Here is a 13541-nt window from a genome sequence, read left to right on the forward strand (position 1 = left end):
TCTATACTGAGTTGGGGAATTCTAGTATATCAGACGAACATGTCTTTTTTGTTGCACTTCATTTTACAACGCGGGATGAAAAAAAGTTACATAGAAGTGATTAAATAAAGATTGTTCAACGAAGAATAAGTTGATAACAACAATAGGCGAGGGTACTTCTCATGATTCGTTGTTACTACATCTTATTGACGACCATGAGACCTCACGGGATAAGTCGTACATTTTTCCTCGTTTACACAAGATATGAGGACCTTAGTCCGAGTTCAATTACACTCGTGAATTACGCATTTAGGTTACGACTACCTTTTTGTATTTTAGTTTTCTGAGCCACCTTGTACGCTATATACGCCTTCGTATCACGTTTCTGTTCGTAGTTCCACAATTTCACTATCCCTTCCTCTGACGATCTTGGTTTCTAGCGTCAGAATTAAAACGGTCTCTCCCCAGACCGTTTTAATCCGCTACCTCACGATAGTCAGGCTTGGGAGTCGCTATTGGGTTCACCTGTAGCGGGTGCCAACGGAGGACTTCCACCTCAGATGTACGACATGCCCGTCGTACACAGAAAAAGACAAACAGGCTCTATGAGACTGTAGTGGGTAAATCCACTGTAGAGATTATCGAGCCTTTTAGAGTGTAGAAAAAAGCCCCATATGACCTATAATGAAAAGCGAAAAAACTATCATTTAGAGAGACTCATATGGAACAATTCAATTTTATCACACAACTACTCGGAATTAAAGACCCTAATATCATTATTTTGGAGATTGTGGATGCCAGGAGCCGCAAAGTGGTCATAGCTAAGCTGGATTGCCCTGCTCCCATACGCCAACATTACCAAGGGCAGATGGCCAAGTACGACTTCTAAAAACCATCCAAAATACCCTAAAACCGGGACCAATTGGTCAGCAAGAGCAGCCGCTCGGTCATTCAAGAGTATATCATCTCGCATGGCTCTTCCCCCACATTCTTATTTGACATATTTTCTCACATTTTCATGCAATTTTCAAGATTTCAATTGGCTTGTAGGCAAGAATTTCTATAAGTAACGAAGGAGGGAGAAAATAACTGCCAAGGTCACAAGGAAAATGATGGTCAGGTAAAAATAATTCCGTCTCTGCTTGTTTTTCTTAGGCTCAACATAGCGAGCTTCCTTGATTTGTTTCTCAATCGCTTCATCCAATAAAGGATTGCGTTTCTCTGTCATTTAGCGCTCCTCCTTCCCAAGTAACTGTTGGTATCCAGTAACAGATTCATTGCTTGTTTCTTCACGCTGCAAGGCCACCATCTGTGGATAAGATGATGCAAAGCCTGCCAAGGCCATCACCATGTCAGTTGGCTGGCTGGCATCAAAGCGGTGGGAAGCTGGAATCAGATCACGGTTATGAATGGTTTGCTCAAAGGCCAAAATCACCATATTTTGCTCAAAGGCCTTGCGAACCGCATCCATTACTTCTCCACTATGATTGATATCAAGGTAGATATCGCATTCTTGGAACAACCGTTGTAGCTGTTTCTGTGAAATATTTGGATAGAGGGTAACATTTGACTTTGCTTCAAAAGCCATCAATCGTTGAGACATTTCTGTCAATGCGCCAATATGGAAGTGGAAGTCTGGTAGTGCTTGAGTTAGCTCCTCTAATTTCTCAATTTGATCTGAGTTAGTAAGGATAAGGATTTCCTTTCGTCCAGCGTTCTGACGCAAACATGGATAGATATAACCTAGGTAAGCAATCTTGGCCTTTTGTTCCTCCGGCAAAATATCCATCATCTTCTGATAAACCTGACGCTGCTGCACCAAAACACGTTGTGTACGAACGTGGGAAGAATTCAACATGACTTTCATGTTTCCTGGAATGTCCTCCTGGATACCTTCCTGCCAAAAGAGGATATCTTGACCTGCTTCTGGACTGTTGTAGGAGAGGAAAAAAGGAGTCGATAAAGAGTTGTACCAAATCTCTGACAATTCCCAGCCCATTTCCGCAAAATAATGACGGAACAATTCCACACGATTGTCAAAGAAATACACTTTTCCCTGCCAGTTTAACTGAATGTCACCCGTCATGAAATTCTCAACCAAGATCTCTTGTTTGGCCTGATTGAAATAAATACGGCTAGTCACCTTCTGCTCGGCATTAAAGTAGGTTCGTGCAAACAACCAACCAAAGCGATTGTAGTGGTCTGTAAAACGTACCTTTTCATTTGGTCCAAACCAGTCAACATTTTTGATGCGACGGAGGTGCTTGGGTTCGGCATAAAAAATCTTTGCCTTCCGTTGGCTGTAATCCCAGACTTCCCCTTCACCATTGGTCCCTGTAATTTCCCAAAAAGGAGGGACTTGGAGTTGGTTGAAATAAAGCGAGCACCCCTGACCTGTCTCCATTTGGCAATAGTATGAATAGGCAGAGGTCACACCTTCTGGTAGAAAACCATCATCATTAATGACAACGACAGGACCTTGGAAACCTGCCTGAGTCAGTGAATAATACAGATCCTTACTGGCCTGATGGAAGCTATCATATAATTGAATCATTTTAAACCTCCTCAATAAAGCGCAACCACGCTTTTTCCAATTCGACCGTCAGAAATTCCTTAGCACGGTCATAGGATGCCGCCTGCCAGTCTTCCAGCTGACCTGATTGGAATAGGTCCAGCAGTTTTTCGGCAAAGAGTCGGCCATAGACAGTTGGATCATCAACGTCCAAACGACTGATCAAGCTGCCATTTCGTCCATCCTGCACAAAGGTTTGGTTGCCATAAGGAACATCCAAGCCAATAATCGGCAGGCCAGAACCAATGGCTTCCATCAAGGTCAAACCAAAACCTTCTGAGGTCGAACCTGCCAAGTAGGCTTGGTAGTGTTTATAAACCTCTGTTAAATCATGGTGCCCCATCAAGCGAATAAAAGAGGAAGCATCGTGTTCTTTGATCATGGCTTCCAAGCGGCTACGTTGCCCGCCCTCACCATAAATATCAAACTGAAGGTCTGGCAAATGTTTTTGGGCCTGAATCACCGCATCCACCAACCAATCAATGTGTTTCTCACTAGCCAGTCGCGAACAGGTCACCAAAGAGAAAGGACGACGGTCCCCTTCGGGCTGGCGCAATTCATCCAAACTACCAACTGGTAAAGTAAAAATTTTCGGACGGAAAGGCGTATAGGTCTCAAATTGGGCCGCCAGCGTTTCCGCTTGCGCCTTGGTTGAGGTAATAAAGGCATCAATCTTATCCGCATTCGAAAACTGATATTCGTAATAGTTATTCCAAAGAATGGTTTCTTCCGTCACAGAATTCATATTGTAATGCTCTGCATGAATCACGACTGCCACACGGGCCTCTCCTCGGTGGCGCAGAATCGCCTGACCTGTCCCAGTAGCACGATCAATCAAGATAATGTCCTCTTTTGTCAGAGCCAATCGGTCCAACATGCGACCAATCAACTCCTCTTTTGTACAAAGGATAGCATCAGGAAAACGGAAGATACTCTGGTCACCAGAACAGTTTTCTTCATAGGCGATAGAACCATCTTCGTTGAAAAATACCCGCACATTTAAAACAGGTGCATTATCCACTGGAGCATAGTATTCCGAAAACATCTTGGTATAGCTATAGTAGTCCTTGCGAATCAGCTTCCCTTTGGAAAGAAACTCTACCTTTTGCACATAGTCTGGATGATTTTTCCGTGTAAACACCAAGATGACCAAGTCCTTGTCTTTATGCTGGTATTTGACAGATTCAGGGCTCTGTGAAACCTTGACAAAATCAGAATCTAGACTGGCTTCAAACTCCATCAAAGGATAGGTTGTCGCTGCGATCTTGACATCGGTAAAAAAGCCATAGAGCCAGATAATTTCCTGGTCTTCAAAGCCAATATTGGCTGTAAAATGAGCCAGGTTTTCTCCTTGAAACATATCTGTAAAAATAAATTTACTATCTTGGCCAATCTTTCTAAAAATGCTGGCCCGATAGGCTTGGGCATACTCTACTCCGCTGCTGGCCCAACCAATTCCACGGTTGACATTATAAATGGTCATCTTCTGTTCCTTTTCTTATACAAAATAAATAGAATGTTTTCCATCTTTCGATTGCTCTATGGTACTGAGCATAACATTTCGAGCGATTTTCTGTTTGACAAAATCAGACATCTGTTTGTAGGAACGTAGGGATTCTTGGTAGTATTCGGACATCCCATCCCTCTGGGCTGTAGATCGTGTTGTGACAACCCCCTTCAATTGTTGGAGACTGTCAACTTCTTCGACCCAGCACTCATCAATTGCCTTCAAAACAGACAGACGATAGAACTCTGACAAAGCTTCTTCTGACTGCAAAAGCAGCCCTTTTTTAGCCACTTCTTCTTCCACCAATTTTAACAAATAGTTCTTAACGTCCTGGTCATCGTCCAAGTCTAAAGCTCTTGGGAAATACCTGAAAGCATAGCTATAGTTGTCCAAGATATAGCGGCGTAGCTGATGGCGTGTTCGCTCCTTGTTCTCGGCCAAATAGGAATCGATTACTTCTTCCATAATCTGGCGGACATTTTCCGCCAAGTTCTCATCATCAAGAATCAAGCGGTCCCGCAAGCCATAAATCTTCTGGCGCTGGACTCGCAGGCTTTCATCAAAGCGAATAGTTGATTGACGAGCACTGACAGCATTATCCTCACTCTTTTCTTGAGCTTGATGAATAGCCGCATGGAAGCGGCGACCTGTCAAAGCTCGACCATAATTTCTACGATCTTCACGATTATGCTTTTTAAAGTATTTTTTGACCCATTCCGGACCATAGTTGGTCAACAATTCATCTTCCAAGGAGACAAAGAACTGAGACATGCCTGGTTCACCTTGACGGCCTGCTCGACCGCGCAACTGCCAGTCCATCCGACTATTGGCCATCCGCTCGGTTCCAACAACTGCCAAACCACCCAATTGTTCCACACCTGTTCCCAACTTAATATCAGTCCCACGGCCGGCCATGATAGTCGCACAAGTCACCGTTCCCAACTGACCAGCCTCTTTGATAATCAAGGCTTCTTTTGCCACGTTATTGGCTGTCAGCGTCGAATGGGCAATCCCTTCTTGCAAGAGCAGTTGCGAATAAATTTGGGTGATTTCCACAGTTCCAGAAATCAACAGCACAGGTTGTCCCTTGGCATGCAGCTCCTTAACCAGCTCCATCGTTGCATACAATTTTTCTGGAAGAGTGGTATAAATTTTATCTGGATAATCGATTCGTTGAATCGGCACATTGGTCGGAATGGAGATAACTGGAACCTTATAAGTCGAAATCAATTCATCCTCTGCCTGGTGTCCTGTACCTGTCATTCCTGCAAGTTTAGGGAACATGTTGAAGAGGCTTTGATAGGTAACTGAGCCCATGGCACGACTTTCTTTGGTTTTCTTCACATTTTCCTTGGTTTCCAAGGCTTGGTGAATACCAGATTGTAGACGGGTGCCTTCTAACACACGTCCTGTTCGATTGTCCAAGAGCTTGACCTCATCATCCTGTACCACATAATCATGATTTTTCTTGTAGAGATAGTGGGCCCGTAAGGCTAGGTTGATATGGCGATTAAGCTCCCAGTTGTCTGCATTGTAAATACTCTCTTCTGCGAAATAGTGTTCCGCATAGTCATTGCCCTTGTCCGTCAAATAGACTTCCTTTTTATCTGGGTCAAAGTAAAACTCCTCTTCGCCCAAAGTTAGTACAAACTGATCGCAGATATCGTACATATTGGATTGAACTCGAGGGGTCCCTGAGATGATGAGAGGAGTTTGGGCGCTATCTAGCAAGACCGCATCCGCCTCATCAATAATAACATAGTTAAAGTCACGTAGAAACTTCTCGCTCTTTGAAGAAGCAAGGTTATCAGACAGGTAATCAAAACCCAGACCAGCACCTGTTACATAGGTAATATCGGATCCATAGACCATTCGTTTGGTCTCTGCATCCCCTTCTTGGTCATCATCATAGACACCAAGACCAACAGTTAGGCCGAGAAACTCATATACCTGCCCCATTTCCAGAGCATCCCGCTTGGCAAGATACTCATTGGTGGTGACCAAAATCGCGCCTTTTCCTGATAAGGCATTGAGGTATAGGGGCATTGTCGCCGTCAGGGTTTTTCCCTCACCAGTCTTCATCTCCGCAATGGTCCCTTGATGGAGGGCAATTCCCCCCATCACCTGCACATCATAAGGAAATTGACCTAGGACACGGTAACAGGCTTCCCTACAAACCGCAAACGCTTCTACCAGCATATCGTCTAGGTCCTCACCTGCTTCCAAGCGCGCCTTAAAGAGACTTGTTTGATTCGCCAAGTCTTGATCGGTCATCCCTTCATAGGTATCGGACAGAGCATTAATCTGTCTGGTTAATTTTTTAATCTTTCTCAACCGAATCTGATTCAGCAAAGAAGTCTTGTATTGCATGGTTGCTATTCCTTTATCCTTTTTGGTGAATCAAGCGGCTCACCAATCTTAGTTCCTCAGGTTCCTGACCTGATGTGTAACTACTGACCTGATTTCTTTCTATCAAAGGCTTGGCGCTATTTTCAGGTCCATAAATCGCAATATGGAAGAATTCCACCTGCCGACAACCTGCACTCATTAGAGAAATCCGATAGGTGAAGGCATCTTTAGGAAAGGTAAATTCTTCTTGCCCATTTCTGAGGATATCCCGTTGGATTTCCTCATTCTGGCGATTGAAATATTGAATTTGAAAATAGGCGGTCTGTTCAGGCGTGATGGTGACCTTTTGCTCTAGGCGATAGGTAACTCCTGGATAGAGCAAGGGGAGTTCTGGACAAGAACGATTGGCCTGGTAGTTAGTCCGAGACCGCCAAGTTTTAATGGGTTTACCTGGTGAAAAATGAAGATTCTCAAAAAAAATTGAGTCTTCCTGTATCTGGATCATTGAACCGTACAGGTAGTTTACTCCTGGGGTTACTCCTGTCCAGAGTAATTTTTGCACTAATGCTTCTACCATTACATGTCCCTTCCAAAATCATTTTTTAGAATCTTATGGTACTGAGCCATAAACCAACGGTTGATGGCACGACTATTGTCGTTGTGTCGGCCTTCATACCCCTTACAGAAAATATGGACATCCTTATCCGCCAAATAATCAATCAGGCGTTCCATAGCATGGCCATCATAGTCATCCTGCTCCATATACGCAATCGCAAATTGAGTCGTATGAAAATCTGATTCGCCAAATTTATCCCAGAATCGTTGGTTAAAGGCTTCAACTGAGGCAGAATCAGCTCCACCGACCACATTCCGAATCATGTCACCACTGGTTTCAAACTCACCGGGACGCTTCAACTTCAAATTAGAAACAGTCTCTCCTAAGTTTGTAAACGGCTTCCCGACGATAACAGCATGGGGATTAAAATGAGACGCATAGTACAAGCCACCAAATGCTCCCATTGATAGACCGGAAAGAATAAGTTGGTTCGAATCAAATCCCAAATAATCCAAAGCTTCTTGAATCGCAGATTGTAAATGACCTTCTAATTCATCTGTTCCAGAATAGAAGCATCCTCCCTCCAAACGTGGATCGGCTATGAGTAGAAAGGGAGCTCCCAAGCGTTTCATCATGAAGAAACCTTCAAATCCTTCCGCTCCACGAAAACCAGAGAAATAAACATTCAAAGGTGGTTTCATATCTCCAGGGTTAAAGTAATGAAAAATTTCTTGGCGCTTGGCATCCGAATGACGCTTCCCCCCTAAGATAAAACGACCAAGTCCAGAACGCGAATAACGCCAATGGAGTACACCAGTCTTGATAGATCCTGTCCCTCTGGCAGAAACAGACACACTATAGAAACCAACCTCTGGATGTCGTGCTAGAACATAAGGTTCTTTCATTTCTTCTTCACTCAAAATCTGTTGCTCAAAAACATCCGCTAAAGATCCCTTACGGATCAGATCCAACTCTAGACGAAGTTCACAGTCTCCATTTTTTATGTATTCCAACCAGATTTCAAGAGACGTGGGAAAGGTCCCCAAGTTATAACGAAATGTCATTAGGGGTTGAAAATCCTCCCCAAAATCACCTGTAAACGTAACACCGACATTGCCCTCATAATCAACTTGACCTGTAAAGTTGGGATTAACATCAATCTCAGGGATCTTTAACTTAGCCCCATATTGTCCTGAAAAAAGGTTCATATGGAGAAAAGCGATCAACTCTTCCTGGCTTCCCTGTATAGGTAGGTAAGACATCACCTTTCTGCGGTAAAAACCAGTCGGAGCTATATCAAAGACCTCCACATTTTCTGTCATAAAGACAGCGTAAGCTTCGATGTTATTCATCAAAGGTTCAAGTTGCTTTTCCGACAAAGAGTCAGTCACTAGGATTCCTGTAAAGTAAAGTGGTACCTTGGGATTTTCTCCCATTTCTGCTAATTTTTCAGCAGGAATTTTTGCCAAAGCTGCATCGTTTAACTCTTGGAGAAGGTCTGTAATGCCTTCTGCACTCGTATAAAGCCATTCCAGGTCTTCTGGAAGCTCCTTTCCTTTCGACCAATCTTGGCTTCCTATCTGTAAAATTTTCATTCTGTTAGCCTTTATTTTCTAATAATTCTTTCCATTGATCAATAATGCGACCGCTAGTGTAATCCCCCATTTTTTGAACAGTTGAAACAAGGGACCTATTCCAGTTTGTCAGACCATCAAAGTAATAAGCGACTGCTTCTGTTAGGTCTTTAATTCCCGTCACAATCCAACCATTTTCCCCATGCGTTACATACTCTGAAGCTTGGCGATTGACTTGTGGGATTCCGGCGCTAATACTAGCAATCTGAGTATAAAGATGCGGAACCTGTCCCAAATCCAATACCAATCGAGTCGTATCTAATTGGCGAATAATCTGATTTTCATTGGTAAAGGTATGGAAGCGAATGCTGGACAAGGTCATCTCTTGATCCTCTTCCAATTGGTTTTCACCAGCCTCTTCCGATACTTTCATGAACCGAGCAAGTGTGTATTTTTCCTGCAGAAGAGCAATCATTTCACTTTCCAAAGCCTTCATATTGCGTGCACGTTCATAGCTGACAATATCCAATTCAATCAAGGGATTTTCTTCCATTAACTGCAATAAAACATGCAGGGTTTGTAAATAGTCTTCACGGCTTGCGCCGTCTATCTGCCAGTAAATAATCAATTCCTTGACCGTCTGACTGCGTCCTAAACGCAAACGTGTATCAAACGGCGTCACCTTGCTGACATGGTGAGCAGGGGTTCCCAGCTGGGCCAAACTGTACTCAAGGGCCAGCTTGTTTTTCTCCGAATCCACTACCAGGACATCACCTTCTTGAGCAAGACGCTTTAAGTCACTGCCCTCTTGGAGACTGTAGCGGTCACCACTAAAGGACAACACTTTTTTCTGTTGTTCAAAAGCGTCCAACAAGAGGCGATTGTGTTGCTCATGGACTGCAATAACCAAGTAGTCTTGTTCTGTCATACGCAGACGTTTGAAGAAGAATAACTTCTCTAAAATCAAATCATCCCAGCTCTCATAAGCCAGCTGGAAGAATTCCTGATCTGCACGTGGGTTGATGGTAATGAGATTGGAAGCTTTTGTCAAGTGCTCACGAACCTGCCAGACCCCTTTTTCATTCAGATAATCCTGATGGCTAGGCTTCCCATCTGAAAAATAAAGGATACTCGATAAAAATCCACGATCGTCGAACAGGTAGTGGTAGGTGACTTCATTCTCCTTAAAGTATTCCACTTTCAAGAGATTGCCGCTTTCAGCAAAATGTACTTCCGCAATCCGTTCATCCCCAATTTTGACCAACAAGGCAAAGGGAGTATAGACAAAACGTGCCCCCTGTGGCCAAGTCAAATCAGTTACCTGGAGCACCTTGGTATTTTTACTTTGGATATTTTGAATCTCGTCAAAGAAGGACCAGTAAGGGGTTGAAAGAATATCTTGACGGTGCAAAAAATAGCGCAAATGAGGTTGGTACCCCAACAAGAGCATCATCGTTTCTTCGCCCGCAGCCTGGAAGGTCTTCAATTGATTCACTGCATCGTCAAAGGTCATATTTTCAATGGCACGAAACCATAATGGGGCTTCCATATACCACTTACGATTTCCTTGATACCAGGATGGGACAAAATAAAACATAGTAACTCCTTTAAATAATCTCGTCGTATTCTCTCCATGAACGAAGAATACGAACCTGTTCCACTATGCCCAACAAAAGGGTAGTGACAATATAAATATTGTTGATCAACAGTGCGATACTGATTTGCCCTTGCTGGCTCCACACCAGGATCAAGGGCACACCTCCCATCAAGCAGGTATAGATCGCACCAACCAAGGTTAAACGATTTAGATAGAAGGAAATGTACTTCCGAGTTGCCTCTCCTGGACGAACATTCTCGATATAGTCCCCACTTTTCTGCATATTTTCCGCGACTTCAGTCGGGTCTATATTGAAGTAGGCAAAACCAATAGCTAAGATGAAGAGCAAGAAGATATACACCAGAATCCCGAGTAATTCTGAAATACTCACCTTCCCAACCAGCTCCTTCAAAATAGGATTTTCTGGAAAAATCTGTAACAGAGCTGAAATCAGAATTGGTGGCAAGGACATCAACGTCATCGCATACATGAAAGGCATCCCTCCTGCCGGCGTCACCCGAATTGGGATATAGGTAGATTCGGCAAATGCACTGATAATCATTATCCGTCGAATCGGAATCCGATACTCTGCTCGATAGATGACAACTGTAATCCAAATCAAGGCAGAAGCGATTAATGCAATCACCGCAATCGTCAACAAAAATTCGAGGCTTCCCAATCGATTTTCTGAAAAATACCGGATGATATTGATGATAAAGGTTAAAATCATGTTGGAGACAATAATAACCGATGGACCTCCTAAGCCCTTACGGCCATTCACATTTGCCAACCACATGAGGACAAAACTACCGGCAATCATCACTACCATTGTAATTCCCCTTACGATTGGGAGTGAATAGTCACCAAACTGACTAAACTGATAGTACTCTGATAGGGAACTAATCCCAATGGACTGGATCAAGGCTACAATAAACATCAGTAACATGCGGTAGCGATGGCTTTGTTGGGCAGTTAAACCTTTAATTGTCTTAAAGAGCGTCAAAAAACGCCACAAGATCATCCCTGTCATCCAAGGACTCAGCCCGAGAGAAAATAGATTCAGGGTCGAAAACTGACCACCTGTTACCATGGCCAAGTTCTCCAAGGCACTATCTAATTTATATGCACCCGCTTCAATGCCTGCAACAGGAAGGGTTGCGATTGGGATATATTTCCCCAACATATAGACAAATACGATGCCAATCATCCAGGTCAGACGGTTAGCTAGATTAGAAGAACGATAGTTTCTCCATATATTTTTCATAATATAAACTTCCTATTCCTTATCATATCTAGGGATAAGACCTTATTTATCCCCACATATGATAAATCGAAGTCGCCCTCGTTAAAGGGCAGCTTCGATTCAACTAGTATGACTTGTTCATTCTTATTCGCTGTTTCAAGAAAAGTGTTAAAAAATCATTTTTTTAACTGCGTTTTTTGCTCATGTCTTACTAGTTTTAAATATGTCCAAAAGAGTCTCCCAATTTTAGCACTATTGCTAGGCTAAGTCAATAAAAAGACTGTGAAAACACTAAGTTTTTTTAATGAATACATTTTCAATTTTCCTACGGAAAATATAGCTAGTTGGCACATATTTTTCCTTTTTTGAGGCTACTATTTTTAGGTTAAATGAATCTAAAAAATCTTATGCGCCAGCTTTTTCCATAAAAACTGCTAGCCGTTCTATTACTTATCTATTAGTGTACTGTTTCTTTGTCTATTATTCAACTGATTATCGGTTTTTCCATATTTAAATCATAACTTGATACAAAGAAAGTAGCTGGCATTTGCTAGCTACTTTTCTTTTTGACTTCTAGCTTTAATTACTTTTCTTCTTCGTCTTTTTTGCGACGTTTGTACAAAGCACCAAACAAGAGGCCTGCTCCAAGCAATCCTGCCCAAGATGACGACTCCTCACCTGTACTTGGCAATACTGCTGACTTACGAGGAAGCTGTGAATCCTGTGAAGGAGTTGATTCAGATACTGATTCAGATACTGACTCAGGTACTGATTCACTGATTGACTCGGATACAGATTCAGAAATGGATTCAGAGACCGACTCTGATATTGATTCTGAAACTGATTCGATATCTATTGGAGGTAGTGGTGGATTTACTAAACCTGGACCATTAGAGTGAACTTCTACACTTGACTCGGAAATGGATTCTGAAACTGATTCGCTTACTGATTCAGATACAGACTCAGAAATTGATTCTGATACTGACTCAGAGATTGACTCTGATACAGATTCTGAGATTGATTCAGAAACGGACTCAGAGATTGACTCTGATACTGATTCAGAAATTGATTCTGATACTGACTCTGATACTGATTCAGAAATTGATTCTGATACTGACTCAGAAACTGACTCTGATACTGATTCAGATACTGACTCAGAGATTGACTCAGATACAGATTCTGAGATTGATTCAGAAACGGACTCAGAGATTGACTCTGAAACGGATTCTGATACTGATTCTGAAACTGATTCAGACACTGACTCAGAAACTGATTCAGAAATTGATTCTGATACTGACTCAGAAACTGATTCTGATACTGACTCAGAGATTGACTCTGATACAGATTCTGAGATTGATTCAGAAACGGACTCAGAGATTGACTCTGATACTGATTCAGAAATTGATTCTGATACTGACTCTGATACTGATTCAGAAATTGATTCTGATACTGACTCAGAAACTGACTCTGATACTGATTCAGATACTGACTCAGAGATTGACTCAGATACAGATTCTGAGATTGATTCAGAAACGGACTCAGAGATTGACTCTGAAACGGATTCTGATACTGATTCTGAAACTGATTCAGACACTGACTCAGAAACTGATTCAGAAATTGATTCTGATACTGACTCAGAAACTGACTCTGATACTGATTCGCTGATTGACTCTGATACTGATTCAGATACAGATTCTGATACTGACTCAGAGATTGACTCTGATACTGATTCTGAGATTGATTCAGAAACGGACTCAGAAACTGATTCAGAAATTGATTCTGATACTGACTCAGAAACTGACTCTGATACTGATTCAGATACTGACTCAGAGATTGACTCAGATACAGATTCTGAGATTGATTCAGAAACGGACTCAGAGATTGACTCTGATACTGATTCAGAAATTGATTCTGATACTGACTCTGATACTGATTCAGAAATTGATTCTGATACTGACTCAGAAACTGACTCTGATACTGATTCGCTGATTGACTCTGATACTGATTCAGATACTGACTCAGATACAGATTCTGAGATTGATTCAGAAACGGACTCAGAAACTGATTCAGAAATTGATTCAGATACGGACTCTGATACTGACTCAGAAACTGATTCTGAAACTGACTCGCTTACTGATTCAGATACAGATTCTGATACTGACTC

Annotated in this window: 9 protein-coding genes and 1 pseudogene; 1 reads left to right on the forward strand and 9 read right to left on the reverse strand. The window is 42.4% G+C overall.

Annotated features, from left to right (window positions below; genetic code table 11):
• Positions 1-700 precede the first annotated feature (700 nt).
• Positions 701-865, forward strand: a pseudogene (locus ACHBHN_RS10655) (ISL3 family transposase); the annotation flags it as partial.
• Between the two features lie 174 nt (positions 866-1039).
• Here the strand turns inward: ACHBHN_RS10655 and ACHBHN_RS10660 are convergent.
• The 9 genes from ACHBHN_RS10660 to ACHBHN_RS10700 all read right to left on the reverse strand — a co-directional run bounded on the left by ACHBHN_RS10660 (position 1040) and on the right by ACHBHN_RS10700 (position 13451).
• Entirely contained in the window at positions 1040-1207 is a 168-nt protein-coding gene (locus ACHBHN_RS10660; RefSeq protein ID WP_172095958.1) for a hypothetical protein, read from the reverse strand.
• A complete protein-coding gene (gtfB, locus tag ACHBHN_RS10665) occupies positions 1208-2533 on the reverse strand; it encodes an accessory Sec system glycosylation chaperone GtfB (RefSeq protein WP_394733298.1) in 1326 nt (441 codons plus the stop codon). It lies immediately after the preceding gene.
• Position 2534: 1 nt separating this feature from the next.
• Entirely contained in the window at positions 2535-4034 is a 1500-nt protein-coding gene (gene gtfA / locus ACHBHN_RS10670; protein ID WP_105122158.1) for an accessory Sec system glycosyltransferase GtfA, read from the reverse strand.
• A 15-nt stretch (positions 4035-4049) separates the two neighbouring features.
• Positions 4050-6428 (reverse strand): accessory Sec system translocase SecA2, encoded by a 2379-nt coding sequence (secA2, locus tag ACHBHN_RS10675; protein ID WP_394733300.1) that lies wholly within the window; start codon positions 6426-6428, stop codon positions 4050-4052.
• A gap of 13 nt (positions 6429-6441) precedes the next feature.
• Complete coding sequence (gene asp3 / locus ACHBHN_RS10680) at positions 6442-6984, reverse strand: accessory Sec system protein Asp3 (RefSeq protein WP_394733301.1); 543 nt, start codon at positions 6982-6984, stop codon at positions 6442-6444.
• Positions 6984-8558, reverse strand: a complete 1575-nt coding sequence (gene asp2 / locus ACHBHN_RS10685) for an accessory Sec system protein Asp2 (protein WP_394734083.1) — start codon at positions 8556-8558, stop codon at positions 6984-6986. Before asp2 ends, asp3 begins: the two co-directional genes overlap by 1 nt.
• A gap of 4 nt (positions 8559-8562) precedes the next feature.
• Positions 8563-10134: an accessory Sec system protein Asp1 gene (gene asp1 / locus ACHBHN_RS10690; protein WP_394734085.1), complete on the reverse strand. Its 1572-nt coding sequence runs from the start codon at positions 10132-10134 to the stop codon at positions 8563-8565.
• Between the two features lie 10 nt (positions 10135-10144).
• On the reverse strand, positions 10145-11398 hold the full coding sequence (gene secY2, locus ACHBHN_RS10695; protein WP_394734087.1) for an accessory Sec system protein translocase subunit SecY2: 1254 nt from the start codon (positions 11396-11398) through the stop codon (positions 10145-10147).
• 562 nt (positions 11399-11960) lie between these two features.
• Positions 11961-13451, reverse strand: a complete 1491-nt coding sequence (locus ACHBHN_RS10700) for a DUF445 family protein (RefSeq protein WP_394734089.1) — start codon at positions 13449-13451, stop codon at positions 11961-11963.
• Between the last annotated feature and the right edge of the window lie 90 nt (positions 13452-13541).

This window comes from Streptococcus sp. A22, from assembly GCF_043674215.1.
Taxonomy (GTDB): Bacteria; Bacillota; Bacilli; order Lactobacillales; family Streptococcaceae; genus Streptococcus; species Streptococcus suis_V.

What these genes read in the sequence shown, in the direction of transcription:
- gtfB (WP_394733298.1), bottom strand. Translation starts at nt 2,533, where the DNA reads ATGATTCAATTATATGATAGCTTCCATCAGGCCAGTAAGGATCTGTAT.
- asp2 (WP_394734083.1), bottom strand. Translation starts at nt 8,558, where the DNA reads ATGAAAATTTTACAGATAGGAAGCCAAGATTGGTCGAAAGGAAAGGAG.
- secA2 (WP_394733300.1), bottom strand. Translation starts at nt 6,428, where the DNA reads ATGCAATACAAGACTTCTTTGCTGAATCAGATTCGGTTGAGAAAGATT.
- asp3 (WP_394733301.1), bottom strand. Translation starts at nt 6,984, where the DNA reads ATGGTAGAAGCATTAGTGCAAAAATTACTCTGGACAGGAGTAACCCCA.
- gtfA (WP_105122158.1), bottom strand. Translation starts at nt 4,034, where the DNA reads ATGACCATTTATAATGTCAACCGTGGAATTGGTTGGGCCAGCAGCGGA.
- secY2 (WP_394734087.1), bottom strand. Translation starts at nt 11,398, where the DNA reads ATGAAAAATATATGGAGAAACTATCGTTCTTCTAATCTAGCTAACCGT.
- ACHBHN_RS10660 (WP_172095958.1), bottom strand. Translation starts at nt 1,207, where the DNA reads ATGACAGAGAAACGCAATCCTTTATTGGATGAAGCGATTGAGAAACAA.
- asp1 (WP_394734085.1), bottom strand. Translation starts at nt 10,134, where the DNA reads ATGTTTTATTTTGTCCCATCCTGGTATCAAGGAAATCGTAAGTGGTAT.